A 25,873-nucleotide genomic window follows, 5' to 3' on the forward strand; every position below is an offset into this window, starting at 1 on the left:
TGAGACACTGGGGGCGCCATGAATGAGACAGCACCTTCGCCGACCGTGCCCTCGCCGACCGCACCCCTGCGGGCCCGCGCCGAGATCGACCTGGCCGCCCTGCGGGCCAATGTGCGGACCCTGCGCGCCCTCGCGCCGGGCGCGGCCCTCATGGCCGTCGTGAAGTCCGACGCGTACGGCCACGGCGCGGTGGAGTGTGCCCGCGCGGCCGTCGAGGCGGGCGCGACCTGGCTCGGTACGGCCACGCCCGAGGAGGCGCTGGCGCTGCGTGCCGCCGGGCTGCCGGGGCGGATCATGTGCTGGCTGTGGACGCCCGGCGGGCCCTGGCGGGCGGCGATCGAGGCCGACGTCGACGTGTCCCTCAGCGGGATGTGGGCGCTGCGTGAGGTCACGGAGGCGGCGCGGGCGGCCGGAGTGCCCGCGCGCGTACAGCTCAAGGCCGACACGGGGCTCGGCCGGGGCGGCTGCCAGCCCGGCGACGACTGGACCGAACTGGTCGGCGCGGCCCTGGCCGCCGAGGCCGAGGGGACGCTGCGGATCACCGGACTCTGGTCGCACTTCGCCTGCGCCGACGAACCCGGGCATCCCTCCATCGCCGCCCAGCTCACGCTCTTCCGGGAGATGGTGGCGTACGCGGAGGCGCAGGGCGTCCGCCCCGAGGTGCGGCACATCGCCAACTCGCCCGCCACGCTCACCCTTCCCGAGAGCCACTTCGACCTGGTCCGCACCGGGATCGCCGTCTACGGCATCTCGCCCAGCCCCGAGCTCGGCACGCCCGCCGACTTCGGGCTGCGCCCCGTGATGACGCTGTCGGCGTCCGTCGCGCTGGTGAAGCGGGTCCCGGCCGGTCACGGCGTGAGCTACGGCCACCATTACGTCACCCCCGGCGAGACCACCCTCGGCCTGGTGCCCGTCGGCTACGCGGACGGCATCCCGCGGCACGCCTCCGGCAGCGGACCGGTCCTGGTCGGCGGCAAGTGGCGCACGGTCGCGGGACGGATCGCGATGGACCAGTTCGTCGTCGACCTCGGCGGGGACGAGCCCGAGGAGGGTTCCCCCGCCGTGCTCTTCGGCCCGGGCGACCACGGCGAGCCCACCGCCGAGGACTGGGCGCAGTCCGCCGGCACCATCGCGTACGAAATCGTCACGCGCATCGGAACGCGCGTTCCACGCGTCTATGTGAACGAGAAACCGGAAAGCGGTACTACGAACACAACGACCACGACGAAGTACACGACGGCTACGACAAGTACGCCGAAGAACACGACGACTACGACGACCAGTGCGGCCGCCACCGCCCCCACGGCTGGCCCGGCCGGCACGGCGAAGAGGAGCGGTACGTGAGCGAGAGCAGTGCGGAGGCCGTCGCGAGCGCCACAGCGGCCGTCGCCTCCGCAGCGGCGGCGTCCGGCGGCTGGCGCAGGACGACCGGTCTCGCGGGAGCCGCGATAGGCGTGCTGGCGGCGGGCGCGGCGGCCGGTGTCGCCGTCGAGCGGATGACGGTCGGACGCGGGATGCGCAGGCGCGCCAGGCTCGCGCTGGACTCGACCGGACCGTACGGCGCGCTGCGCGGCACGCCCGGCAAGGCGTACGCCGACGACGGCACCGAGTTGTACTACGAGGTCGACGACGTCGAGCCCGAGGGAGGTCCGGCACCCCGCAGGCGCCGGCTCTTCGGCCGCAAGGCCCCCCTCCCGGTCACCGTCGTCTTCAGCCACGGCTACTGCCTCAACCAGGACTCCTGGCACTTCCAGCGGGCGGCGCTGCGGGGTGTCGTACGGACCGTGCACTGGGACCAGCGCAGCCACGGCCGGTCCGGGCGCGGCGCGGCGCAGATCCAGGACGGTGTGCCGGTCACCATCGACCAGCTCGGGCAGGACCTGAAGACCGTCATAGACGCGGCCGTGCCGGACGGGCCGATCGTGCTGGTCGGGCACTCCATGGGCGGGATGACCGTGATGGCGCTGGCGGCCCAGTATCCGGAGCTGATCCGGGACCGGGTCGTCGCCGCGGCCTTCGTCGGCAGCTCGTCCGGGCGGCTCGGCGAGGTCAACTTCGGGCTGCCCGTCGCCGGCGTCAACGCGGTGCGACGGGTGCTCCCCGGTGTGCTGAAGGCGCTGGGGCAGCAGGCCGAACTGGTGGAGAAGGGGCGCAGGGCGACGGCGGAGCTGTTCGCCGGGATCATCAAGCGGTACTCGTTCGCGTCCAGGGACGTGGATCCCGCGGTCGAGCGGTTCGCCGAGCGGATGATCGAGAGCACGCCGATCGACGTGGTCGCCGAGTTCTATCCGGCGTTCACCGACCACGACAAGACCGGGGCGCTCGCCCTGTTCCAGGAGATGCCGGTGCTCGTGCTGGCCGGGGTCAGGGACCTGGTCACCCCGAGCGAGCACAGCGAGGCCATCGCCGACCTGCTGCCCGACGCCGAACTCGTCCTCGTACCGGACGCCGGGCACCTGGTGATGCTGGAGCACCCGGAAGCGGTCACCGACCGCCTTGCCGACCTGCTCACCCGCGCGGGCGCGGTGCCCGCAGGGGCTACCGTGGGTGGCTATGGAAGCACCAGCAGCACCGCGCAACCCGGCTGACCTCGAACTGACCGTCACCTCGCCCGACCAGATGCGGGAACTGGGCCGCCGTCTGGCCAAGCTGCTGCGCGCGGGCGACCTGGTGATGCTCAGCGGGGAGCTCGGCGCGGGCAAGACCACGCTCTCCCGCGGACTCGGTGAGGGGCTCGGCGTGCGCGGCGCCGTCACGTCCCCGACCTTCGTGATCGCCCGGGTTCACCCCTCGCTCGGCGACGGGCCGCCGCTCGTGCACGTCGACGCCTACCGGCTGGGCGGCGGTCTGGACGAGATGGAGGACCTCGACCTCGATGTCTCGCTGCCCGAGTCGGTGATCGTCGTGGAGTGGGGCGAGGGCAAGGTCGAGGAGCTGACGGACGAGCGGCTCCAGGTGCGGATCCACCGGGCCGTGGGGGACACGACCGACGAGGTGCGGCACGTGACGGTGACCGGGCTGGGGGAGCGCTGGACGGCGGTCGACCTGAGAGTGCTCTCGGCCTGAGCGCGTCTCGCGGCCTGAGACGACCGTATGAAGGTTCCGACAAGGCGTCGGCAAGATATTGCGTCAGGCGCTCCGGGCGTGGTCACATGGTATCCAGTCCGTAGTTAGGTCTACCTAACCACGTCCGCCCCCGGCCCTCAGGAGGCGTCCATGCCCGCTTCGGAACCCCAGGTGCAGCCCGCACAGCGCGTGCAGCCAGGGCTGTTCATGCGCGAGCTGCTGGCGTCGTGCGCGGCGGCGGACGTGATCTCCACTCCGCCGCGGGCCCCCGAGGCCGTCGTGCCCGCGGACGGCCACCGCGAGGCCGCGTAGCTTTCGCGGTGGACGCGGTGGACGCGGTGGACGCGGTGGACGCGGTGGACGCGGTGGACGCGGTGGACGCGGCGGTCACGCCGGCTTCCCGCCGGGGATACCGATCACCGGGGATACCGGTCACCGGGAACAGCGGTCACCGGGAACAGCGGACGCAGCGGACACCGGGAACAGGTACGAGCTAGCGGATGACGACGATCCGCTGGCCGATCGTCGCGAACACCCACATCGCGTCGCCGTCCTTGCGGGACTCCCGGATACCGCCCGTCTTCACGGTCGTCTCGATCGGCGGCGGAGCGTTGTCCACCGCCGCGCTGAAACCGATGACCACCTCGCCCACGCTGGTGAAACGGACGACGTGCTCGATGGGGGTGCCGTCGGTGCCGGTGACCGCCTTCGAGCGGGAGGTCACGGCGTAGGAACCCGGCACCGGGTCGACGCTGCCCGGCGTGACCATGAAGGTGCGCTCGACCCGGCCGGTCGCGGCGACCAGCCACACCCGGTCGTCGTCCACCGAGTACACGACCCGTTCACCCGTACCTGAGCCCCCGGGCAGCGCGGTGGGGTTCTTCTTGTCCCGGGGCGCCTTCGCGGCCGTCGTGGGGGACGCACTCGCACGGGCGTCGCCGCTGAAGCCCGCCGGGACGGTCGCCGCGGCCTGGTAGGTGAGGAAGCCGACCGTCACCACGGCCACCGCGGTGAGCCCGGCCACGAATCCCGCGCTGCTGCTTGCCACCGCTGCCACCTCTGCATCTGTACCGAGCGCCGTACGTCGTGACTCCTCGCGACGTTAGCAGCGGGCTCCGCCCGACCCGGGCGTCCGTGCCCGGGGCCGGCGCCCGTGTCGGACGCCCCGCGACGGATCCCGCTCCCACCCGGGCTGAGCACAGCGCGTCCGACACGCCTCGCGGAGCCGTAGGCTGTTTGCGTGCTCTTGCTCGCTCTGGATACCGCCACCCCCGCCGTCACCGTCGCCCTGCACGACGGCACGGACGTCATCGCCTCGTCCAGCCAGGTGGACGCCCGCCGGCACGGCGAGCTGCTGCTGCCCGCCGTCGACCGAGTGCTCGCCGAGGCCGGACTGAAGCTGGACGCCGTCACCGCGGTCGTCGTCGGCACCGGACCCGGTCCGTACACCGGGCTGCGGGTCGGCCTGATGACCGCCGACACCTTCGGGCTCGCGCTCGGCGTGCCGGTCTACGGCCTGTGCACGCTGGACGGCCTCGCGTACGCCGCCGACATCGACAAGGGCCCCTTCGTCGTGGCGACCGACGCCCGCCGCAAGGAGGTCTACTGGGCGACGTACGCCGACTCCCGGACCCGGCTGACCGGCCCCGCCGTGGACCGGCCCGCCGACATCGCCGACCAGGTGGCCGGGCTGCCGGCGGTCGGCGCGGGCGCGCTGCTCTACCCCGAGACCTTCCCGGTCGCCCACGAGCCCGAGCACGTGTCCGCCGCCGCGCTCGCCGCCCTGGCCGCCGAGAAACTGGCCGCGGGCGAGGAACTGGAGCCGCCCCGGCCGCTGTACCTGCGCCGTCCCGACGCGCAGGTGCCCAAGAACTACAAGGTGGTCACCCCCAAGTGACCGGACCCCTGACCCCGCGCCTGCGCGAGATGCGCTGGTGGGACATCGACACCGTGCTGGAGCTGGAGAAGGACCTCTTCCCCGAGGACGCCTGGTCGCGGGGCATGTTCTGGTCCGAGCTGGCCCATTCGCGAGGCCCCGAGGCGACCCGGCGGTACGTCGTGGCCGAGGTCGGCGACCGCGTCGTCGGCTACGCGGGCCTGGCCGCCTCCGGCGACCTGGCGGACGTCCAGACCATCGCCGTCGCCCGCGACCACCAGGGCACGGGCCTGGGCTCGCGTCTGCTGACCGACCTGCTGCGGGCCGCGACCACCTTCGAGTGCGACGAGGTCATGCTCGAATGCCGGGTCGACAACGTCAGCGCCCAGAAGCTCTACGAGCGCTTCGGCTTCGAGCCCATCGGATTCAGACGCGGCTACTACCAGCCGGGCAACGTCGACGCCCTGGTGATGCGGCTGACCACGGAATCCGCCGCGGGTTCCACCCCCGAACAAGGAACCGAGATCAATGACTGACGAACCCCTGGTCCTGGGGATCGAGACCTCCTGCGACGAGACCGGCGTCGGCATCGTGCGCGGCACCACCCTGCTGGCGGACGCCATCGCGTCCAGCGTCGACGAGCACGCCCGGTTCGGCGGGGTGGTGCCGGAGGTGGCGTCCCGCGCCCACCTGGAGGCGATGGTCCCCACCATCGACCGCGCGCTGAAGGAGGCGGGGGTCAGCGCGAGCGACCTGGACGGCATCGCGGTCACGGCGGGCCCCGGCCTGGCGGGCGCCCTGCTGGTCGGCGTCTCGGCGGCGAAGGCGTACGCGTACGCGCTCGGCAAGCCGCTCTACGGCGTGAACCACCTCGCCTCGCACATCTGCGTCGACCAGCTGGAGCACGGCGCGTTGCCCGAGCCGACGATGGCCCTGCTGGTCTCCGGCGGCCACTCGTCGCTGCTGCTGTCCTCGGACATCACCTCGGACGTCCGCCCCATGGGCGCGACCATCGACGACGCGGCCGGCGAGGCCTTCGACAAGATCGCCCGGGTGCTGAACCTCGGCTTCCCCGGCGGTCCGGTCATCGACCGGTACGCCAAGGAGGGCGACCCGCGCGCCATCGCCTTCCCGCGCGGGCTGACCGGGCCGCGCGACCCGGCGTACGACTTCTCCTTCTCCGGGCTGAAGACCTCCGTCGCCCGCTGGATCGAGGCCAAGCGGGCGGCGGGGGAGGACGTCCCGGTCCGTGACGTGGCGGCCTCCTTCCAGGAGGCGGTCGTGGACGTCCTGACCCGCAAGGCCGTCCGGGCCTGCAAGGACGAGGGCGTCGACCACCTGATGATCGGTGGCGGCGTCGCCGCCAACTCCCGGTTGCGGGTGCTGGCCCAGGAGCGCTGCGAGGCGGCCGGCATCCGGCTGCGGGTACCGCGCCCCAAGCTGTGCACCGACAACGGGGCGATGGTGGCCGCGCTCGGCGCGGAGATGGTCGCCCGCAACCGGCCGGCCTCCGGCTGGGACCTCTCGGCGGACTCCTCGCTGCCGGTGACGGACCCCCATGTGCCGGGCCACGACCACGGCCACAGCCACGACCACGTTCACGAGGTCAGCAAGGACAACCTCTACTCGTGACCGTCGCGTTGATGTGGGAGGCGCGGGCGGTCACCGGGCGCGGGGAGGACCTGCTGACCTGGGCCCGCGCCCAGCCTCTGACGCCTGCGCCACTGCGCCGGGAGACCTTCCGGGCCCCGCAGGACCGGGTCCTCGTCATCACTTGGTGGGACGCGGCCCACGACGCCGAGCTGCCCGAACTTCCCGAGCCGGCGGCCGGGTTGGTGACCCGGGCGGTGCACCGGTGGCGGTTCGAGCAGGTGGCGGAGGACTGACTGCGCCGGGCACCCGCTCAGGGCTGCGGCGCGGAGAGGGCCCAGGACGAGAAGAACAGGGGCGGCAGGCACAGGACGAACCCCACCACCGCGACCAGTGTTCCGCCGCCGGCCGTGAAGCCCAGGACGACGCCGAACACGGCACCCAGACCCGCGATGACCGCGCCCTCCCGCCACCAGGGACGGGCGGGGCGCAGCACGGCGCCGACCGGGAGGACGAAGGTGTTCCGCAGGTCGGCCCGCACGGCGTGGTCACCGATGTCGAACCCGGACGGCAGCTTCCGGCGCGACCGTCCCAGCGGCACCAGGCGGGTGCCGTCGGGCAGTCGCACCACGGCGGGCCGCTTCCCGCGCGCGTGCACGGTCACCGGCACCGGGCCGTCGGCGAGATCGGCGAGCGCCGGGTGCCACATGACCCGCTGCCAGCGCTCGGGCAGCTTGGAAAGCTCCGGGTGGTCCGGCCGTTCCGGCCCGTCCGCCGGCGTCAGCGCCAGCCACGTCGTTTCCGCGCTCCGCCACAGGCTCCCCGTACGCCTCCCGCAGTGCACCGCCGCCGTCATCGGGCGGCCCTGCCACCGTGACGCCCAGCGGAACCGCACCCCGCGCCAGACCCAGATCCCGCACAGCGGGACGACCGCGATCGCGCCGAGCACGACGGGCACTTCGAGGTCTTCCTCGGCCACGGTCTCGTCGGGGTCCGCAGGGAAGCCCCGCGGATCCGCCCGCACGGGGTCGTAGGCGACGCGGAAGTGCCTGCCCTCGGCGTAGCGCTCGGTGTCGTAGACGCCGAAGCGCTGTACGCGCGTGTGGCCGACCGCGTCCGTCCAGCGCACGCGGATGTCCGCGTCGTCGCCGATACCGTCCTCGACGATCAACCCGGTGGCCGTTGCCGTGGCCCGGTCGCGGGCGCTCTCGTAGGCGTGCGCGTGACCGGCGAGCCACGCGGCGAACAGGGCGTAGCCGACGACGGTGACGGCGATGCCGAGCAGCGCGACGCGCAGGGCGGGGCCGGGGTGTCTCACGCGGCCGTCTCCTGTCGGGTTCCGGCGGTCGCCAGCAGGTCCCGTACGGGCGCCGGTTCCCCGTCCGTCAGGGCGTCGGTGACCAGTTCACGCAGGTCGACGACCACCGTGCCCTCGGGCGTGGTGAGGACGCTGTTCAGCCAGCGCCCGGCGTAGGTCCAGCCGGCCTCGCGCAGTACGGATTCCAGCCCGGATGTCACGGCGACGGCCAGCACCCTGCGGGCGGTCACCGGACGCACCGTGGCCGGCATCCACCGCAACCCTGGTTCGAGACGGCGGGCCAGCCGCGGCCAGGTGCCGTCGGCGACGGAGTCCAGGGCGGCGGACACCGCCTGCTCCAGCGCCTCCTGGCCGGTCGCGCGCAGCAGGAGCGCGCGGGCCATGCCGTCGTCGAGGTCGTGCAGTTCGTCGTCGGGCAGATCGAGGAGGCGCACGGGACGGCAGTTGTCGACCGCCGCGTCCTCCACCTCGGCGATCTCCTTCACGCACCAGCTCTCGAGGGACTCCGCGGTCCGCAGCACGACGGGCGCGTCGCCGTAGGGCGACGACGCTTCGACATCGGCAGGCAGCGCGGCGATCCGCTCGGCGGTCGGCGGGTGGCCCTCCATGGCGTACGGGTCGAGGGCGGCCTCTTCCTCGTCCGCGGCGGCGGCGCGAGCCGTGTGGTGGGCCACGAGCGGGTCGCGCAGGGCGGTGTCGAGGGCGTCGTAGAAGTCCTCGGGGTACATGTCCTTCTCGGCGCACTCGGCCCACCAGGCGCCGCCGAGCCCCTCGAACGCCGCGTGGAGCATCCCGCTCCGGCGCAGTGCCTCGGCGGTGGCCGCGGTGCCGGCGACCCGGACGGCGTCGGCGTCGGCCGCCGTCTCCGCCCGCCACACCTGTGGCTGGGTGGCCCGCAGCAGCGGCGTGGCCAGCGGCGCGAGCGGGCGGAAGCGGCGGTCCAGACGGGCCGTGAGGGCGCCGCGGGCCAGCTGGAGCAGGTGCGTGCGCCGGTCGCGGATGTGCCGCTCGTGCCCCAGTTCGTGCGCGATCACCGACGCCAGCTCGGCCGCGGTCAGCGCGCGCAGCAAGGGCAGACCGAGCACCAGGGCGTAGGCGCGTACGCCGCCGGCCCTCACCCGCCCCAGCGACGCGTCCGCATCCGGGACGACCTGTACGAGCAGCGGCTCCTGGAAGCCGGCCCGCTCGGCCACGTCCCGCACCAGCGCGCACAGCTCCGGTTCGTCCTTCGGCCGCACGGCCCGCCCGGGAATCCGGTCCCGTCCCGTGACGGTACCCACCGCCCCGGCCACTACCGTCCCGAGCGGCCACAGGAGCGGTATCAGGACGGGCCACGGGGCGTCCCACAGCATGCTCGCGAGGATCAGCCCGAGCGGGACGATGACCAGCGGCAGACCGGCCACGGCCAGCATCGCGCCGATGAGCAGCCACTCACGGAGCGGCTTCGGTTGTATGTCCATCGAGCGTGCGTTCCTGTCGTGCGGGTGAGATGTCGGCGGATTGTGGCATACCGAGGTGGCCGGATCCCCTCGCTCGTCGGGCGTCAACCGGGGGACCGGCTTCAGCGCCGACACCACCCCGGACCCACGCGCTCCCGCCCGTGTGCCCACCCGCTCTCGCTCACGCGCCTTCGGTCACCTCGCACCGGAGTCCGCGGTCCGGCCCCAGCACCCGTACCGGCCCCGTGAGGGTCAGCCGGGCCGTGTGCCGGATCTTCGCGATGGAGACGCCCAACCGAAGCTCCAGGGCCCCGGGTTCGACCACCCGGTGTCCCCGCCGGTCGGTGAAGGCGGACAGGTCCGCGTGGAAGCGGAACGTCACGCGCCGCGCCGCGCCCGGCGCCAGCTCCACCCGCTGGTAGCCGATCAGGCGCACGTCCGGGCGGGTCACCGACGCCACCGGGTCGTGCAGGTACAGCTGGACGACCTCCGTGCCCGCCCGGTCGCCCGTGTTGCGGACGGTCACCGAGACGTCGTACGAGCCGTCCGTGCCGATCTCCGCCGCGGCGCCCGCGAAGTCCTCCCACGCGAACGCCGTGTACGAGCGCCCGTGCCCGAACGCGTACAGCGGGGTCGGGTCCAGGCTGCTGACCTCGCCCGCCAGCCCCAGCGGCGGCTGGAGGTACGTCCACGGCTGGCCCCCCGGCTCGCGCGGCACGCTCACCGGCAGGCGGCCCGACGGATTGACCCGGCCCGAGAGGACGCCCGCCACCGCCGGGCCGCCCTCCTCGCCCGGGAAGAACGCCTGGACCACCGCTCCCAGCCGCCCGTGCCAGCGGCCCAGCGCGTACGGGCGGCCGGTCAGCAGAACCAGTACCACCGGGACGCCCGTCGCCACCAGCCGGTCCAGCAGGTCGCCCTGGGCCCCGGGCAGCCGAAGGTCCGCCACATCGCAGCCCTCGCCGGAGGTGCCCCGGCCGAACAGCCCGGCCCGGTCGCCCAAAAACGCCACGCACACGTCCGCCTCCGACGCCCGCGCCACCGCCTCCTCGAAGCCCGAGTCGTCCGGGTCCGTGACCCCGCAGCCCTCGGCGAACGTGACCTTCGCGTCCGGCAGTTCGGCGCGCAGCGCCTCCACGGCCGTGGGGATCTCGATCCCCATCGGCACCTGCGGGTGATGCGTCAGCACGTGCGACGGGAACGAGTAGCAGCCCAGCATCGCGAGCGCGTCCGCCGCGCGGGGGCCGACCACCGCGATACGGGTGTCGGGGGCCAGGGGGAGGATGCCGTCGGGGTTGTCCAGCAGGACCACCGACTCCTCGGCGAGGCGCCGGGCCAGGGTCCGGTTCGCCGCCGAGTCCAGGTCGACCGGCTCCGCCGGTTCCGGGGTCCAGTCCTCGTCCAGCAGGCCCAGTTCGCACTTCTGGAGCAGCACGCGGCGGGCCGCCCGGTCCACCAGGTCCGCCGGGACCGTACCGGCCCGTACCGCCGCGACCAGCTCCGGCCCGTAGCACTTCAGCGTCGGCAGTTCGACGTCGATGCCGGCCGCGAGGGCCAGGTGGGCCGCCTCGGCGGGCGAGCCGGCGACCCGGTGCAGGGTCTCCAGGAAACCGATGCCGAAGTAGTCGGCGACCACCGTGCCAGTGAAGCCCCACTCCTCCCGCAGAAGTTCGGTCAGCAGCCACGGGTCCGCCGACGCCGGTACGCCGTCCGTCTCGTTGTACGCCGCCATCACCGAGCGCGCCCCGCCCTCGCGCAGTGCCATCTCGAAGGGCGGCAGCGTGATGTCGGCGAGCTCCCGGACGCCGGCCCGCGCCGGGGCCAGATTGCGGGCGCCCGCCGAGGACGCGTACCCCGCGAAGTGCTTGAGCGTGGCGATGACACCGGCCGACTCCAGGCCGCGCACATAGGCGCTGCCGACCGTGCCGACCAGGTACGGGTCCTCGCCGATGGTCTCCTCGACCCGGCCCCAGCGGGGATCGCGGACCACGTCCAGGACCGGGGCCAGCCCCTGGTGCACGCCCACCGAGCGCAGGTCGCGGCCGATGTGCCGGGCCATCTCCTCGACCAGCGGCGGGTCGAAGCTCGCGCCCCAGGCCAGCGGCACGGGATACGCCGTGGCCCGCCAGGCCGTGAAGCCGGCCAGGCACTCCTCGTGCGCGACGGCCGGGATGCCGAAACGGCCCGCCGCCACGATCCGGCGCTGGGCGCGGGCCAGGGCGCGGGCGCCGAGGCCGGGGTCGACGGGGGCCGTCCCGAAGGAGCGGGTGAGCTGGCCGAGGCCGAGGGCGATCAGCTCGTCCCATTCGTGCTCGGCCCGGTCGGCGGTCATGTCGTGCTGGTGCGGGGCGACCCCGTCGCCGTCCGTGGCGGCGCCCACCCACACGCCGTAGAGCTGGGCGGTCTTCTCCTCCAGGGTCATCCGGGCGAGGAGGTCGTCGACACGGGTGGCGGCGGGCAGAGCGGGGTCACGCCAGGGGGCGGTGGTCATGAAGCTCCACTCGTAGTTCGAATGTTTCGACTGGAAACCCGAATGTTCCGGGAACCTATGGCTCGACAGGGGGTTCGTCAAGAGGTCGCGCAGGGATACGATCGCCGCCATGACAGCCCCGGAGCCCGCCGAATCCCAGACGACAGCGCGGTCCGCCCGGACCGCGACCCTCGCCGAGATCGCCCGCGAGGCAGGTGTGTCGGCGCCGACTGTTTCGAAGGTCCTCAACGGCCGCGCCGACGTCGCCCCCGCCACCCGGCTCCGCGTGGAGGAACTGCTGCGCGCCCACGGCTACCGGCGCCGCCGGGCCGAGGCCAGCCGCTCGCCGCTGATCGACCTGGTCTTCCACGAACTGGAGAGCGCCTGGGCGATGGAGGTCATCCGGGGTGTGGAGAACGTGGCCCGGGACGCCGGGCTGAGCGTGGTGCTCAGCGAGAGCGCCGGGCGGCTCACCCCGGGGCGGACCTGGGCCGACCAGGTCGCCGCCCGTCGTCCGCACGGCGTGATCCTGGTCCTGTCCGGCCTCGACGAGTCCCAGCGCGCACTGCTGACCAGCAGGTCCATCCCGTTCGTGGTGATGGACCCGGCCGGCGACCCGGGCGCCGACGTGCCGTCCATCGGCGCCACCAACTGGCAGGGCGGCCTCGCCGCCACCCGGCACCTGGTCGACCTCGGGCACACCCGCATCGGCGCCATCAGCGGACCGGCGACCATGATGTGCAGCCGTGCCCGGGTGGACGGCTACCGGGCCGCCCTGGAGACGGCCGGCCTGCCCGTCGACCGGGCACTGATCAAGACCGGGGACTTCCATCACGAGGCCGGCTACCGCCTCGGCCGCGAACTGCTGAACCTGCCGGACCGGCCCACCGCCGTCTTCGCCGGCAACGACCTCCAGGCCCTCGGGCTCTACGAGGCCGCCCGCGAGATGGGGCTGCGCGTCCCGGACGACCTGAGCGTGGTCGGGTTCGACGACCTGCCGGTGGCGCGCTGGGTGGGGCCGCCGCTGACCACCGTCCGGCAGCCGCTGACGGAGATGGCGGAGGCGGCGGCGCGGCTGGTGCTGGAGCTGGCGCGCGGGGAGGGAGCGCCGACGGCGACCCGGGTGGAGCTGGCCACCAGCCTGGTGGTGCGATCCAGTACCGGGGCGCCCGCGGCCGGAAGTTGACGTATTGACGGGTGGGGTCGGCGCCTCCACACTCCACCGAAGTCAATCGGTTGGACGACCGAAACTTTCGGAGGTCCCCGCCAGGTGCGGATCGCCTGCTCCGGCGCCTCGCTCTCCTCCTGGAAGGCGACTGGACCTACGGCGCCGGCCGGCAGATCGGTCAGGCCTGGAACGCGACCTGCACCCGGTCGGGGGCGGCCGTGTCGTGCGTGAACGCCTCCTACAACGGATCGGTCCCGGACGGCGGTTCGGTGTCGTTCGGCTTCAACGCGTCCTGGAGCGGCAGCAATCCGCTGCCCACGGTGACCCTGGGATGACACAGGGCTTGGTTCGTCCTGAGAAAAGTGAGATTTTCCCAAGAAAGACACCCCGGGCGCGACTGTTGCATAATTCGGACTTACGTTCCTCTTCGTGACCGGACACGACGAGAACAAGGACGAGAACCAGAACGAGGACAAGAACGAGAACAAGAACGAGGACAAGAACGAGGACAAGAACGAGGACAAGAACGGGCAAGCGGGCAGACGCGGAGGCCGGCGGTCGACCATCCTCAAGGCCGCCGGTCTCACCCTCGCGGGCGCCCTGGTGCTCGGCAGCGGGGCGGCGGGCTGGGCCTACTGGCATCTGAACAGCAACATCAGGAGCGTCGACATCGACAGCGCGCTCGGCGACGACCGTCCGGCCAGGTCGGTGACCACACCGACGCCCGCCGGACCGGCGTCCCCGTCGGCCGCAGCCTCCCCGGTGCCGACCGAGGCGCTGAACATCCTGGTCCTCGGCTCGGACTCGCGCAGCGGCACCGAGAACCAGGAACTCGGCGGCGGCAGCAGCTCCGGCGCCCGCTCCGACACGGCGATGGTCGTGCACATCGACGCCGGGCGCACGACGGCCACCGTCGTCAGCATCCCGCGCGACACGCTGGTCACCCGTCCGTCCTGCCCACTGGCGTCGGGGGGTTCGACGGCGGTGGCGTACGGCGCGATGTTCAACAGCGCTTATTCGGTGGGCGGTCCGGTCTGCGCGGTGAAGACCGTCGAGTCGATCACCGACGTGCGCATGGACCACTACATCGAGATCGACTTCGCGGGCTTCGCGAAGCTGGTGGACGCCCTCGGCGGGGTCACCGTCACCACGGACAAGGACATCGACGACGACGACAGCCATCTGCACCTGAAGGCGGGCACCCACCACCTCGACGGCAAGCAGGCCCTCGCGCTCGCCCGCACCCGGCACGGCATAGGCGACGGCAGCGACCTCGGCCGCATCGGCCTCCAGCAGAAACTGGTGAAGGCGCTGCTGGAGCAGATCGCCTCGACCGACCTGCTGACCGACCCCGCCAGGCTCTACGAGGTCGCCGACGCCGTCACCGGCAGCCTGACCACCGACACCGGCCTCGACTCGCTGGGCGAACTCAGCGACCTGGGCGCGAGCGTGAAGGACTTGTCGGCCGACGACGTCAGGACGGTGATGATGCCGGTGGTCACCGCCCCCTCGGACGCCAACCGGGTGGTCGCGCGGGAACCGGCGGCGAGCGAGCTGTGGGAGTCCCTGCGATAGGTCTGGTCGGTCATGACCTTGGTGACAGTCGGCTGATCGGTGGCCGGCCGCCGAGCCCCGAGAAGAATTCTCCGAGGAATCCCGTCGGCCGTGTCGATCCGCCCGGTTCCCGTTCGACGCACAGGTGAGAGGCGGGGAGAGACCCCGCCCGGGAGACTCGTCACCGTACGGGTCGCCCACCGCCGTGAGGAGTCACCATGCCCCGCTACCTGTCGCTCGTGCAGATCGACGAGTCCGCCGCACCCGCCGAAGGACCCAGCCCCGAGCTGATGCAGCGGATGGGCGAGCTGATCGAGGAGGTCACCAAGGCCGGCGTCATGCTCGACACCGCCGGGCTGACCCCGACCGCGCAGGGCACCCGGGTGCGCTGGGAGGGCGGGCGGATCTCCGTCACCGACGGGCCGTTCACCGAGGCCAAGGAGGTCGTCGGCGGCTACGCCATCATGCAGTGCAAGGACCTCGCCGAGGCCATCGAGTGGACCAAGCGGTTCCTGAAGGTCCACGAGGAGTACTGGACGGTGACCTGCGAGGTGCGGGAGATCGCCGAGGGCTGAGCCCTCCTTGGCCTGAGCCGGGCAGAGGTGTTCGATGGGGGACTGTGAGCCCGCAGCCCCCCGCCGACCCGCGCGGCGCCATCGAGACCGTCTTCCGCCTGGAGTCCCCCCGCGTCATCGCCGCCGTCGCCCGGGTGGTGCGCGACGTCGGCATCGCGGAGGAACTGGCGCAGGACGCGCTGGTCGCGGCCCTGGAGCAGTGGCCGCGCGACGGCGTGCCCGACAACCCGGGCGCCTGGCTCGTCACCGCCGCCCGCCGCCGCGCCGTCGACCTGGTCCGCCGCAGGGAGAACTACGCCCGAAAGCTCGCGGAGATCGGCCGCGACCTGGAGACCACCGTGCCCGCGGAGGAGCCCGCCGACCCGGACGACATCGACGACGACCTGCTCCGGCTCGTCTTCACCGCTTGCCATCCGGTGCTGTCCGCCGAGGCCCGTACCGCCCTCACCCTGCGGCTGCTCGGCGGCCTCACCACACCCGAGATCGCCCGTGCCTTCCTCACCCCGGAACCGACGATCGCCCAGCGCATCGTCCGCGCGAAACGCACCCTGGCCACGAAGAACGTCGCCTTCGAGGTGCCCCACGGCCCCGACCGCGAGGCCCGGCTCGGCTCGGTCCTCGACGTCATCTACCTGATCTTCAACGAGGGGTACGCGGCCACGGCAGGCGACGACTGGCTGCGCCCGGCGCTGTGCGAGGACGCCCTGCGGCTCGCCCGGCAGCTGGCGGCGCTGATGCCCAAGGAGCCGGAGGTGCACGGCCTGGTGGCGTTGCTGGAGTTCCAGGCCTCGCGCACGGCCGCCCGCACCGGCCCCGACGGCGCACCGATCCTGCTCAGGGACCAGAACAGCCGCCGCTGGAACCGCATGCTCGTCGCCCGCGGCGTCGACGCCCTCGCCCGCGCCGACGTCACCTCCCCCACTCCCGGCTTCGCCCGAGCGGAGGGATCCCCATCCGGCGCCCCCGGCCCCTACGTCCTCCAGGCCACGATCGCCGCCTGCCACGCCCACGCGTCCACCTACGAGGAGACCGACTGGCCGACCATCGCCACGCTCTACGGCCTGCTCGCCGCCCGCGCGCCCTCCCCGGTCGTCGAACTCAACCGCGCGGTGGCCGTGTCGATGGCGCAGGGACCGGCCCCGGCCCTGGCCATCGTCGACGCGCTCGCCGCCGAACCCGCCCTGCGGGACTACCACTTGCTGCCCAGCGTGCGGGGCGACCTGCTGGCGCGGCTGGGGCGAACGGCGCAGGCGCGCGCGGAGTTCGAACGGGCGGCGGCGCTGGCGCGCAACGAACGGGAACGGGAGTTGGTCCTGCGCCGGGCGGCGGAGCTGTCCTAACCGGCCGGGGCGGGGTGGCCGATCAGCATCGTCGGCGCGCCCGCGACCCGGGTGAGGAACACCGTCGCCGCGTTGGGCCCCTGCGGCTTGACCTTGCGGCGCAGTTCCTCCGGCTCCACCGCCGACCCGCGCTTCTTGACGGTCAGCACCCCGACCTCCCGCTCCCGCAGCAGCGCCTTCAGCCTCTTGACGCTGAAGTGGAGCTGGTCGGTGATCTCGTACGCCGAGGCGTACACCGTCGGGCGCAGCTCGTCCGCCGTGACGTACGCGATGGTCTCGTCGACGAGTCCGCCGCCGACCTCCTCGGCCGCCTCGGCGACCAGATGGGCGCGGATGACGGCGCCGTCCGGCTCGTACAGATAGCGGCCGACGGGACGGACCCCGGGGTTCGGCAGGCCACGGGAGAGCAGGGTGCGCGGGCCGGGCAGCAGGGTGGCGCGCACCACCCCCGGGTCCGTGCCGAACCACAGCACGGCCTCCTTCACGTCCCCGCCGTCCGAGATCCACTCGGCCTCGGCCTCGGCGGGAACCGCCTCGTGCGGAATGCCGGGCGCGACCTTCAGTGCGGCGTGCCGGGCCTTCCGGGCCGCGTCCACCGCCCAGGACAGCGGCGGCGAGTACGCCTCCGGATCGAAGACGCGGCCGCGGCCGCCCCGGCGCGCCGGGTCCACGAAGACGGCGTCGTACGCGGCGGCGTCCACCTCCGTGACGTCCGACTCCCGCACCTCGATCAGACCGGCGAGCCCCAGCGCGTCGGCGTTCGCGCGCGCCACCGCCGCCGTCGACGGGTCGCGGTCCACGGCCAGGACGCGGATACCGGCGCGGGCGAGCGCGATCGCGTCGCCGCCGATCCCGCAGCACAGGTCGGCGACCGAGGTCACGCCGAGCTCCGCGAACCTCCGCGCGCGGTACGTCGCCACCGACGTCCGGGTGGACTGCTCCACCCCGTTGGGCGTGAAGAACATCCGCCGCGCGTCCTCGGCCGCGAACTTCGCCGCCGCCCGCTGGCGCAGCCGCGCCTGTCCGAGCGCCGCCGAGACCAGTTCGGCGGGGTGGTCGCGGCGCAGCCGGGTGGCGACGGCGAGTTCGTCGGCCGGGGCGGTGTCGCGCACCTCGTCGAGGAGGGCGCGGCCTTCGGGCGTGAGGAGGGCGTGCAGGTCGTTCACCGGCTCATTGTGGGCCAGTCGGTGGATGGTCTGCCTCCGGTGGCGGTGTCGGGGCGGGTTCGGGGCTGTGGCCTGGGAGGATCCGGCAACATGCGAGTGGTCGTACAAGATGACAAAAGTAGTTTTGTCGGGACTTCGAGGGTCTCCAGGTTCTGCCGGCTCTCCCGGCTCTCCCGGTCCCCCCGGCTCTCACCCTCCCGGTCCTCCCGGCTCTCCCGGCTTCGTGGGGGCATCGCCGTGCTCGCCGTCGCCGCCGTCGCCTCGGGCTGTGCGCAGGGCGACGACGCGGGGCTCCGCGGGACCCCCGGACAGCCGCGGCCACTCCTGGCACCCCCGGCCCGCGCCCTCGACTCCTACGCGGGCAAGCTGCGTGCCGACTACGCGACCCGGGCCGCCGCGGCCAAGCACTGGGGTCTGGCGAAGGTCCCCCTGCTGCCCCCGCGGCCCCCGGCGCGCAAGCCGAAGATCACCGCGCGCGACGGCTTCGAGGTCGACGGCCAGGAGGAGCTGGACCTGCCCCCGGTCTTCACCGCGATCCCCACCAAGAAGAAGATCGTCTTCCTCACCATCGACGACGGCTCCGACAAGGACCCGACGTTCCTGCGCATGATGAGCGACCTGAAGATCCCGTACACCGCCTTCCTCAGCGACTACCTGATCAAGGACGACTACGGGTTCTTCAAGAAGATGCAGCGCAGGGGAGTGGTCCTGAACAACCACACCCTCCACCACCCCTACCTGCCCGGGCTGTCGTACGACGAGCAGAAGCACGAGATCTGCGACATGCAGGACGTGATCGAGAAGCACTACGGCAAGCGACCGACCGTCTTCCGCCCGCCCTACGGCAACTACAACCAGGACACCCTGCTCGCCGCGAAGTCCTGCGGCATCAAGTACGCCCCGATCTGGGACGAGGAAGTCTTCGTCGACCACTGGGAGTACCGCGAGTGGGACCAGGACCTGCACCCCGGGGACATCGTCCTCACCCACTTCCGGGGCCGGTCCGACTGGGACGGCACGATGCCCGACATGATCCGCCGGTTCCTGAAGAAGGTGACCGACGAGGGGTACGCGGTGGCCCGCCTGGAGGACTACCTGTGAGGCTGCGGGTGCTGACCGCGGGAGTGCTGGCGTCGGCCGTACTGCTCACCGGCTGCGCCCAGTCCGTCGACCCGATCGAGCGGCTGGGCAAGAAGGCGGCCCAGCGGGTACGGCCGCACGGCCCGGCCGGTCGGCCGGCCTACCGGCACTGGGGCCTGACCGCTCCGCTGGCCCCGGCGCCCAGTCCGGCGGCCCGGCCGCTCGCCGGCACCACGGGCCGAGGCCTTCCACCGGTGGTCGACCACGTGGCGACCCGGGACAAGGTCGTCTTCCTCACCTACGACGACGGCGCCGAGCGCGATCCGCTGTTCGTCGACATGGTCCGTGAACTGCGCCTGCCGGTCAGCATGTTCCTCACGGACAGCGTCGTCGGACCGGCGTACGGCCACTTCGCGCGGCTGCGGTCGGTGGGCGCGAACCTCCAGAACCACACCCTCGACCATCCCTCCCTGCGGGGGCTGCCCTACGCGGGCCAGCGCGCGGAGATCTGCGGCCAGCAGGACAAGCTCAGGGCCCGCTTCGGCCTGCGCCCGCGCCTGTTCCGGCCGCCGTACGGGACGTACGACGACGCCACCCTGCGGGCCGCGGCCGACTGCGGGATCTCGACGGTGGTGCTGTGGCGGGTGTCGATGGGCACCGACGACCTGACGTACGCCGGGGGCGCCCACCGGCTCCTGCCGGGCGACATCGTGGCCGTCGGCCCGGACGAGACCCCGACCCCGACCCTTCGCCAACGCACGACACGCCTGCTGCGCGAAATCCAGGAACAGGGCCTGACGGTGGGCCGCCTGGAGGACTACGTCTGATTCCCCCTCGCGCGCTTCAGCCGGGCCGGCGTGCGAGGACCAGGCCGGCAGGGCCGAAGCGGGGCCGGGGCGCGGCCCCCAGGAGGGGACGAGCGGTGCGGGGCCGGGGGCGGAGCCCGGGGGCGGCTGAGGGCCGGTACAGGGGTCCGACGCACCCGAATATCCACGCCGCGCCGCGTGCAATTGGCACTCCGCTTGACCGAGTGCTAATCGCAGTCATAGTCTCGGCCCTGGCACTCCCCCCTGGAGAGTGCCAACACGCGACGGGCAGGTCCGGCACCCGCGACGACGGATCCACCTGGTCGCCACCTCAGACAGTTAACCCCGTGAGATCTCCGAAGGGGGAGGTCGGATCGTGACGACCACCAGCTCCAAGGTTGCCATCAAGCCGCTCGAGGACCGCATTGTGGTCCAGCCGCTGGACGCCGAGCAGACCACGGCCTCTGGCCTGGTCATCCCGGACACGGCCAAGGAGAAGCCCCAGGAGGGCGTCGTCCTGGCCGTGGGCCCGGGCCGCTTCGAGGACGGTAACCGTCTTCCGCTCGACGTCGCCGTCGGCGACATCGTGCTGTACAGCAAGTACGGCGGCACCGAGGTGAAGTACAACGGCGAGGAGTACCTCGTCCTCTCGGCTCGCGACGTTCTCGCGATCATCGAGAAGTAGTCACCTCGCTTCTTCGCGAAGCACATTGCTTTTCAGCTGCGCCCCTGGCCCCCGCGACCATTAATCAGCCGGGCGTCGGGGGCGCAGCGTCGTTCACCCTGAGATTCACCTCGAGATTTCCGAGAGGGCCAACGCTCCCATGGCGAAGATCCTGAAGTTCGACGAGGACGCCCGTCGCGCCCTCGAGCGCGGCGTCAACAAGCTTGCCGACACGGTCAAGGTGACGATCGGCCCCAAGGGCCGCAACGTCGTCATCGACAAGAAGTTCGGCGCCCCGACCATCACCAACGACGGCGTCACCATCGCCCGCGAGGTCGAGATCGAGGACCCGTACGAGAACCTCGGTGCCCAGCTGGTGAAGGAGGTGGCCACCAAGACCAACGACGTCGCTGGTGACGGCACCACCACCGCCACCGTGCTCGCCCAGGCGCTCGTGCGCGAGGGCCTCAAGAACGTCGCCGCCGGCGCCTCCCCGGCCGCCCTGAAGAAGGGCATCGACGCCGCCGTCAAGGCCGTCTCGGAGGAGCTGCTCGCCTCGGCCCGCCCGATCGACGAGAAGTCCGACATCGCCGCCGTCGCCGCGCTGTCCGCCCAGGACCAGCAGGTCGGCGAGCTCATCGCCGAGGCGATGGACAAGGTCGGCAAGGACGGTGTCATCACCGTCGAGGAGTCCAACACCTTCGGTCTGGAGCTGGACTTCACCGAGGGCATGGCCTTCGACAAGGGCTACCTGTCGCCGTACTTCGTGACGGACCAGGAGCGCATGGAGGCCGTCCTGGAGGACCCCTACATCCTCATCAACCAGGGCAAGATCTCCTCCATCCAGGACCTGCTGCCGCTGCTGGAGAAGGTCATCCAGACCAACTCCTCGAAGCCGCTGCTGATCATCGCCGAGGACGTCGAGGGCGAGGCCCTGTCGACCCTGGTCGTCAACAAGATCCGCGGCACGTTCAACGCCGTCGCGATCAAGGCCCCCGGCTTCGGTGACCGCCGCAAGGCGATGCTGGAGGACATGGCGATCCTCACCGGCGCCACGGTCATCGCCGAGGAGGTCGGCCTCAAGCTCGACCAGGCCGGCATCGACGTGCTCGGCTCGGCCCGCCGCGTCACCATCACCAAGGACGACACCACGGTCGTCGACGGCGCCGGCAACACCGCGGACGTCCACGGCCGCGTCGCGCAGATCAAGGCCGAGATCGAGAACACCGACTCCGACTGGGACCGCGAGAAGCTCCAGGAGCGCCTCGCGAAGCTGGCCGGCGGCGTGTGCGTGATCAAGGTCGGCGCCGCCACCGAGGTGGAGCTGAAGGAGAAGAAGCACCGTCTGGAGGACGCCATCTCCGCGACCCGCGCCGCGGTCGAGGAGGGCATCGTCTCCGGTGGTGGCTCCGCTCTGGTCCACGCCGCCAAGGTCCTCGAGGGCAACCTCGGCAAGACCGGCGACGAGGCCACCGGTGTGGCCGTCGTCCGCCGCGCGGTCGTCGAGCCGCTGCGCTGGATCGCCGAGAACGCCGGCCTGGAGGGTTACGTCATCACCTCCAAGGTCGCCGAGCTCGACAAGGGCCAGGGCTTCAACGCCGCCACCGGCGAGTACGGCGACCTGGTCAAGGCCGGCGTCATCGACCCGGTGAAGGTCACCCGCTCCGCCCTGGAGAACGCCGCCTCCATCGCCTCCCTCCTCCTGACGACCGAGACCCTGGTCGTCGAGAAGAAGGAAGAGGAAGAGCCGGCCGCCGGGGGCCACAGCCACGGCCACTCCCACTGAGGCACGCGCTACCGCCTCACAGCGGTACCCGCAGTACCTGATGAAGCCCCCGTTCCCGACTGTCCGGGAACGGGGGCTTCGCCCCTCGCGGGTCCATGGAATGGCGTCGCTCAGTTCTCCAGTGCGTCCAGCACCCCCAGCTGTGCCATCAGCCCCAGCCTGTCGTACTGCCACCAGCCCTCGACGATCTTTCCGTCCGCGCCGCAGCGGAAGACGGTCGTGCCGGTCATCGAGACCTGCCTGCCGGTGGCCGCGATCCCCAGGAAGTCGCCGCGGTGCGTGCCCTGCCACGTCCAGCGCGTGCACACCTGCTCGCCCTGGGCGATCTGGTCCTCCACGGTGAACGCGAAGTCGAAGGCGCCCCGCCACATCTCCAACTCGCGCCGCAGGCCGTCCAGGCCGAGGATGTCCTGCTCATTGGCGGGATCGTGGTCGTGGTAGTTCTCCGTCATCACCTCGTTCAGCGGCGGCAGTTCACCGCGGGTGGCGATCAGGTCGAAGAACCTGCGCGCGTTGGCCGCGTACAACTGCTCGTCGCGCACCACCTCGAGATCCGTGAACGTCGGCATCTCGTCGCAGAGGGCGACGATCTCCCGGAAGATCTTGTCGGTCTCGGGGAGGTTCGAGTTCCGCATGGCGTCCTCGTACGAGGGGAACTCCACGATCTCTATGAAGTGCGAGCCGTCGGATCTGTCCCTGGCGACCAGATCGTGCGTCGCGCTGCGCTTTCCCCTGGTCTGCTCGACCCAGGTGTCCATCAGCCGGTTCATCTCGTCGAACCGGCTCGTCTTGCACTCGATGAGCTGCACGAACGTCATGACGCCGCCTCCGGCCCCCCTGGGTCCGGGATCCCTCACTCCCATTCTCCCACCGGAGCGGCGACGTCACCCTCTTCGCGCCGGGATTCACTGGGGCCCGTACTTGCGCCCCGTCCTCGAGGTGACGCCGCCCAGCAGCCCCCGCGGTGTCACCTTCACCAGTCCCATCAGCGCCTTGTACCGCGGGTCCGGGACGGACAACGACTTCCCGCGCGCCAGATCGTCCAGCGCCGCCGCGACCAGTTTGTCGGCGTCCAGCCACATCCAGCCCGGGATGTTGTCCGTGCCCATCCCGGCCCGCTCGTGGAACTCGGTCCGCACGAAGCCGGGGCACAGCGCCATCAGCCGAACGCCGGTGCCGGTCAGATCCCGCGCGACGCCCTGCGTGAACTGCACGACCCACGCCTTGGACGCCCCGTACGTCCCCCGGGGTACGAAGGCCGCGACCGAGGCCACGTTGACGACTCCGCCGCGGCCACGCTCCCGCATCCCCTCGGTCGCCGCCGCCGTCAGCCGCAGCACCGCCTCGCAGTGCACCTTGAGCATCTTCAGCTCGTCGGCCATCGACGCCTCGAGGAAGCGGCCCTTGTTGCCGAAGCCCGCGTTGTTGACCAGCAGGTCGACGGGGTTCCTGCGGTCGGCGAGCCGGGCGGCCACCGTGTCGATGCCGTCGTCCGTCGCGAGGTCCGCCGTCAGCACCTCCGCCTCGATGCCGTGCCGGTCGTGCAGTTCGGTCGCCTGCTCCCGAAGCCGCTTGGTGTCGCGCGCCACCAGAACGAGGTTGTGCCCGTCCGAGGCGAGCCGCCGCGCGAACGCGGCACCGATGCCCGCGGTCGATCCCGTAATCAGAGCCGTTGTCATGGCCCAAGGGTAGTTACCCGGACCGTTCCCGTCCGCTCCGTCCACCGGGGCCCCCGGGGCCGTGCGGCCGCGGTGAGGGCGGGGCGCGTGACGACGGATCAGGCTCCGTACCGCTCGACGTACTTCTGTGCCGCCGCCAGCGCCTCCGGATGCAGTGCCGCGCCCGCCGGGAGCAGCCTCGGCAGCAGCTCCCGCTCGGTGGTCCCCGCCCGGAACTGAAGGGCCACCGTCACATCGTGGTCCGGCCGGTGCACGATCTCGACCGGATCACCGGACCGGATCTCACCGGGCTCGATCACCCGGAGGTAGGCGCCCGGGGCACCCTTCCGCGTGAACCGTTTCACCCACCCCCGCTCGCCCAGATGGTCCTGGAACGTGCGGCACGGGATCCGTCCGCAGGTGATTTCCAGCACCAGCTCGGGCCCGACCCGCCAGCGCTCGCCGATCAGGGCGCCGGACACGTCGAGGCCCGAGGTGGTGAGGTTCTCGCCGAACGCGCCGTTGCCGAGCGTCCGGCCGAGCTCGCGCTCCCAGTCGTCGAGGTCCTCGCGCGCGACCGCGTACACGGCCTGGTCGTCGCCGCCGTGATGGCGCTTGTCGCACACCGCGTCCCCGGCCAGCCCGCTCGCGCCGGTCCCCTTCGGTCCGGGCGCGGTCACCCGCACCGGCTCGTCCGTCGGCCGCTTGTCGATGCCGGTCAGGCCCCCCGGATGGTCCGTGTAGGGCACCACCCGCGGACGGCCCAGGTTCACCGAGAGAAGCTTCATGGCCGCACGTTAGACGACCGTGACCCAAAGCGTCGACGCGATATCGGGCACGGCACCCAAGGCCCGCTTATGCTCGAGGGGTGATCGAGGCCCGTCATCTCCGTGTCCTGCGTGCCGTCGCCACCACCGGTTCCTTCTCGGCGGCGGGGCGCGAGCTGGGCTGCACCCAGCCCGCCGTCAGCCAGCAGATGAAGGCACTGGAGGCATCGGTCGGCACCCCGCTGCTCGTCCGCACCGGCCGCGAGATGCGTCTGACCCAGGCGGGGGAGGCCCTGGTCCGGCACGCGGCCGGCATTCTCGCCGGCCTCACCGCGGCCGAGGAGGAGGTCGCCGCCATCGCCGGCCTGCGAGCGGGCCGGGTCCGGCTGGTCTCCTTCCCCAGCGGCAGTTCCACGCTCGTCCCCACCGCCCTCGCCGCCCTGCGGGACGCGCACCCCGGCACCCGGGTCTCCCTGGAGGAGGCCGAGCCGCCCGAGTCGGTCGAGAAGCTCCGCGACGGCGACTGCGACGTAGCGCTCGCTTTCCGCTACGAGGACGCTGCGGGCGAGGAGGAGTGGGACGACCTCGTCGTACGGCCGCTGCTGACCGACCGGCTGGTGGGCCTGGTACCCGAACGCCACCGGCTCGCGCGCGCCGAGTCCGTCGCGATCGGCGAACTCGCCCGGGAACCGTGGATCGCGGGCTGCCCGCGCTGTCGCGGTCAGCTGGTGGAGGCGTGCGAGAAGGCGGGCTTCACCCCGCGCATCGACTTCGCCACCGACGACTACCCGGCGGTGGTCGGACTGGTGGGCGCCGGTCTCGGCGTCGCCGTCCTGCCCCAGCTCGCCGTCGAGTCCGTGCGGCCCCGGGGAGTACGGACAGTGACGGTGGAACCGCCGGTACGGCGGAAGATCGTCGCACTCACGCTGCCCGACCTGGCTCAGGTGCCGGCGGTGGCGGCGACGCTGGAGCAGCTGGAGCGGGCGGCCGTGCGCTGAAAACGTGTGCCTGAAAATTCGGTAAGCGGAAAAGTCGGCGGGCACGCGTACGCGTGCCCTCTGTTCATCCGTACATCTGTAGTCACCTGAACATCTGTGTTCAGCAGTACATCCGTATTCATACACATCTGAAGAAACGTTCCTTCAGTTGTTCGAGCCGCCGTCCCCGCCGGTGGCCGACGCCGATACCAGCCGGTTGCGCGCCCGGCCCATGAGTTCCTCGCGTTCGTCCTCGGTCAGTCCGCCCCACACGCCGTACGGCTCGCGCACCGCCAACGCGTGCGCCGCGCACTGCGCGCGGACCGGGCACCTCATACAGACCTCCTTGGCCGAATTCTCACGAGCACTCCGGGCCGCCCCGCGCTCGCCCTCCGGGTGGAAGAACAGCGAGCTGTCCACCCCGCGGCAGGCGGCGAGGAGCTGCCAGTCCCACAGGTCCGCGTTCGGTCCGGGAAGGCGGGAGAAATCTGCCATTACGTGACCCCTTGCAGCCGTTCTGAGCGGATACGGTGCTCACGACCGTACATCTACGGTCTAAGGAGATGAAAATAT

At 72.1% G+C, this 25,873-nt stretch carries 26 protein-coding genes and 1 pseudogene; 18 read left to right on the top strand and 9 right to left on the bottom strand.

Annotated features, from left to right (window positions below; genetic code table 11):
• Positions 1-18 precede the first annotated feature (18 nt).
• The 4 genes from alr to ACFV0T_RS09945 all read left to right on the top strand — a co-directional run bounded on the left by alr (position 19) and on the right by ACFV0T_RS09945 (position 3,378).
• Positions 19-1,344 (top strand): alanine racemase, encoded by a 1,326-nt coding sequence (gene alr / locus ACFV0T_RS09930; protein WP_385776391.1) that lies wholly within the window; start codon positions 19-21, stop codon positions 1,342-1,344.
• On the top strand, positions 1,341-2,588 hold the full coding sequence (locus tag ACFV0T_RS09935) for an alpha/beta fold hydrolase (RefSeq protein ID WP_385776393.1): 1,248 nt from the start codon (positions 1,341-1,343) through the stop codon (positions 2,586-2,588). Before alr ends, ACFV0T_RS09935 begins: the two co-directional genes overlap by 4 nt.
• On the top strand, positions 2,554-3,066 hold the full coding sequence (gene tsaE, locus ACFV0T_RS09940) for a tRNA (adenosine(37)-N6)-threonylcarbamoyltransferase complex ATPase subunit type 1 TsaE (protein ID WP_385776395.1): 513 nt from the start codon (positions 2,554-2,556) through the stop codon (positions 3,064-3,066). The genes ACFV0T_RS09935 and tsaE overlap by 35 nt, the downstream gene beginning before the upstream one ends.
• 150 nt (positions 3,067-3,216) lie before the next feature.
• Positions 3,217-3,378 (top strand): hypothetical protein, encoded by a 162-nt coding sequence (locus tag ACFV0T_RS09945; protein ID WP_385776397.1) that lies wholly within the window; start codon positions 3,217-3,219, stop codon positions 3,376-3,378.
• Positions 3,379-3,559: 181 nt separating this feature from the next.
• Here the strand turns inward: ACFV0T_RS09945 and ACFV0T_RS09950 are convergent, their stop codons facing one another.
• The gene (locus tag ACFV0T_RS09950; protein WP_385776399.1) at positions 3,560-4,114 is read right to left on the bottom strand and encodes a hypothetical protein; all 555 of its coding nucleotides are present in this window, start codon (positions 4,112-4,114) and stop codon (positions 3,560-3,562) included.
• A gap of 192 nt (positions 4,115-4,306) precedes the next feature.
• Between ACFV0T_RS09950 and tsaB the strand changes: the two genes are divergently transcribed.
• Genes tsaB through ACFV0T_RS09970 form a run of 4 tightly spaced genes read left to right on the top strand, consistent with a single transcriptional unit; the run spans position 4,307 to position 6,828 of the window.
• Complete coding sequence (gene tsaB / locus ACFV0T_RS09955; protein WP_385776401.1) at positions 4,307-4,963, top strand: tRNA (adenosine(37)-N6)-threonylcarbamoyltransferase complex dimerization subunit type 1 TsaB; 657 nt, start codon at positions 4,307-4,309, stop codon at positions 4,961-4,963.
• Positions 4,960-5,478, top strand: coding sequence for a ribosomal protein S18-alanine N-acetyltransferase (gene rimI / locus ACFV0T_RS09960; RefSeq protein WP_385776403.1), 519 nt, complete (start codon positions 4,960-4,962; stop codon positions 5,476-5,478). Before tsaB ends, rimI begins: the two co-directional genes overlap by 4 nt.
• Entirely contained in the window at positions 5,471-6,574 is a 1,104-nt protein-coding gene (gene tsaD, locus ACFV0T_RS09965; protein WP_385776405.1) for a tRNA (adenosine(37)-N6)-threonylcarbamoyltransferase complex transferase subunit TsaD, read from the top strand. Before rimI ends, tsaD begins: the two co-directional genes overlap by 8 nt.
• On the top strand, positions 6,571-6,828 hold the full coding sequence (locus ACFV0T_RS09970) for a hypothetical protein (RefSeq protein ID WP_385776407.1): 258 nt from the start codon (positions 6,571-6,573) through the stop codon (positions 6,826-6,828). The genes tsaD and ACFV0T_RS09970 overlap by 4 nt, the downstream gene beginning before the upstream one ends.
• 17 nt (positions 6,829-6,845) lie before the next feature.
• Here the strand turns inward: ACFV0T_RS09970 and ACFV0T_RS09975 are convergent, their stop codons facing one another.
• The 3 genes from ACFV0T_RS09975 to ACFV0T_RS09985 form a co-directional block, all read right to left on the bottom strand.
• On the bottom strand, positions 6,846-7,850 hold the full coding sequence (locus tag ACFV0T_RS09975; protein WP_385776409.1) for a hypothetical protein: 1,005 nt from the start codon (positions 7,848-7,850) through the stop codon (positions 6,846-6,848).
• The gene (locus ACFV0T_RS09980; protein WP_385776411.1) at positions 7,847-9,310 is read right to left on the bottom strand and encodes a M48 family metalloprotease; all 1,464 of its coding nucleotides are present in this window, start codon (positions 9,308-9,310) and stop codon (positions 7,847-7,849) included. Before ACFV0T_RS09980 ends, ACFV0T_RS09975 begins: the two co-directional genes overlap by 4 nt.
• Before the next feature lie 160 nt (positions 9,311-9,470).
• On the bottom strand, positions 9,471-11,780 hold the full coding sequence (locus tag ACFV0T_RS09985) for a glycoside hydrolase family 3 N-terminal domain-containing protein (protein WP_385776413.1): 2,310 nt from the start codon (positions 11,778-11,780) through the stop codon (positions 9,471-9,473).
• 109 nt (positions 11,781-11,889) lie between these two features.
• On the opposite strand from ACFV0T_RS09985, the gene ACFV0T_RS09990 reads away from it, so the two are divergent.
• The 5 genes and pseudogenes from ACFV0T_RS09990 (at position 11,890) to ACFV0T_RS10010 (ending at position 16,396) form a co-directional block, all read left to right on the top strand.
• Positions 11,890-12,945, top strand: a complete 1,056-nt coding sequence (locus ACFV0T_RS09990; protein ID WP_385776415.1) for a LacI family DNA-binding transcriptional regulator — start codon at positions 11,890-11,892, stop codon at positions 12,943-12,945.
• A gap of 75 nt (positions 12,946-13,020) precedes the next feature.
• A pseudogene (locus tag ACFV0T_RS09995) lies at positions 13,021-13,262 on the top strand (cellulose binding domain-containing protein); the annotation flags it as partial.
• Between the two features lie 229 nt (positions 13,263-13,491).
• On the top strand, positions 13,492-14,502 hold the full coding sequence (locus tag ACFV0T_RS10000) for an LCP family protein (RefSeq protein ID WP_385776668.1): 1,011 nt from the start codon (positions 13,492-13,494) through the stop codon (positions 14,500-14,502).
• Between the two features lie 197 nt (positions 14,503-14,699).
• Positions 14,700-15,056 carry a YciI family protein gene (locus tag ACFV0T_RS10005; protein ID WP_385776417.1) on the top strand — a complete coding sequence of 119 codons (357 nt, stop codon included), beginning with the start codon at positions 14,700-14,702 and terminating at the stop codon, positions 15,054-15,056.
• Between the two features lie 44 nt (positions 15,057-15,100).
• Positions 15,101-16,396: an RNA polymerase sigma factor gene (locus ACFV0T_RS10010; protein ID WP_385776419.1), complete on the top strand. Its 1,296-nt coding sequence runs from the start codon at positions 15,101-15,103 to the stop codon at positions 16,394-16,396.
• Here ACFV0T_RS10010 and ACFV0T_RS10015 read toward each other — a convergent pair.
• The gene (locus ACFV0T_RS10015; protein WP_385776421.1) at positions 16,393-17,562 is read right to left on the bottom strand and encodes a methyltransferase domain-containing protein; all 1,170 of its coding nucleotides are present in this window, start codon (positions 17,560-17,562) and stop codon (positions 16,393-16,395) included. The two genes, ACFV0T_RS10010 and ACFV0T_RS10015, sit on opposite strands and share 4 nt — an antisense overlap.
• A gap of 231 nt (positions 17,563-17,793) precedes the next feature.
• Here ACFV0T_RS10015 and ACFV0T_RS10020 point away from each other — a divergent pair, with 231 nt between their 5' ends.
• The 4 genes from ACFV0T_RS10020 to groL all read left to right on the top strand — a co-directional run bounded on the left by ACFV0T_RS10020 (position 17,794) and on the right by groL (position 21,898).
• Positions 17,794-18,663, top strand: coding sequence for a polysaccharide deacetylase family protein (locus tag ACFV0T_RS10020; protein WP_385776670.1), 870 nt, complete (start codon positions 17,794-17,796; stop codon positions 18,661-18,663).
• Positions 18,660-19,469 carry a polysaccharide deacetylase family protein gene (locus ACFV0T_RS10025; protein WP_385776423.1) on the top strand — a complete coding sequence of 270 codons (810 nt, stop codon included), beginning with the start codon at positions 18,660-18,662 and terminating at the stop codon, positions 19,467-19,469. The genes ACFV0T_RS10020 and ACFV0T_RS10025 overlap by 4 nt, the downstream gene beginning before the upstream one ends.
• Before the next feature lie 355 nt (positions 19,470-19,824).
• On the top strand, positions 19,825-20,133 hold the full coding sequence (gene groES, locus ACFV0T_RS10030; protein ID WP_171145943.1) for a co-chaperone GroES: 309 nt from the start codon (positions 19,825-19,827) through the stop codon (positions 20,131-20,133).
• A gap of 139 nt (positions 20,134-20,272) precedes the next feature.
• Positions 20,273-21,898: a chaperonin GroEL gene (gene groL / locus ACFV0T_RS10035; protein WP_385776426.1), complete on the top strand. Its 1,626-nt coding sequence runs from the start codon at positions 20,273-20,275 to the stop codon at positions 21,896-21,898.
• Positions 21,899-22,008: 110 nt separating this feature from the next.
• On the opposite strand, the gene ACFV0T_RS10040 is transcribed toward groL, so the two are convergent.
• The 3 genes from ACFV0T_RS10040 to ACFV0T_RS10050 form a co-directional block, all read right to left on the bottom strand.
• Positions 22,009-22,716, bottom strand: a complete 708-nt coding sequence (locus ACFV0T_RS10040; protein ID WP_385776429.1) for an ester cyclase — start codon at positions 22,714-22,716, stop codon at positions 22,009-22,011.
• An 87-nt stretch (positions 22,717-22,803) separates the two neighbouring features.
• Positions 22,804-23,577, bottom strand: a complete 774-nt coding sequence (locus tag ACFV0T_RS10045) for an SDR family NAD(P)-dependent oxidoreductase (RefSeq protein ID WP_385776431.1) — start codon at positions 23,575-23,577, stop codon at positions 22,804-22,806.
• Between the two features lie 98 nt (positions 23,578-23,675).
• Complete coding sequence (locus ACFV0T_RS10050) at positions 23,676-24,344, bottom strand: MOSC domain-containing protein (RefSeq protein WP_385776433.1); 669 nt, start codon at positions 24,342-24,344, stop codon at positions 23,676-23,678.
• An 80-nt stretch (positions 24,345-24,424) separates the two neighbouring features.
• Here ACFV0T_RS10050 and ACFV0T_RS10055 point away from each other — a divergent pair, with 80 nt between their 5' ends.
• Complete coding sequence (locus ACFV0T_RS10055) at positions 24,425-25,321, top strand: LysR family transcriptional regulator (RefSeq protein WP_385776435.1); 897 nt, start codon at positions 24,425-24,427, stop codon at positions 25,319-25,321.
• A 144-nt stretch (positions 25,322-25,465) separates the two neighbouring features.
• Here ACFV0T_RS10055 and ACFV0T_RS10060 read toward each other — a convergent pair whose 3' ends face one another.
• Positions 25,466-25,795, bottom strand: a complete 330-nt coding sequence (locus ACFV0T_RS10060; RefSeq protein ID WP_385776437.1) for a WhiB family transcriptional regulator — start codon at positions 25,793-25,795, stop codon at positions 25,466-25,468.
• Positions 25,796-25,873 lie beyond the last annotated feature (78 nt).

The sequence above is a fragment of the Streptomyces sp. NPDC059582 genome (assembly GCF_042735715.1).
GTDB lineage: Bacteria > Actinomycetota > Actinomycetes > Streptomycetales > Streptomycetaceae > Streptomyces.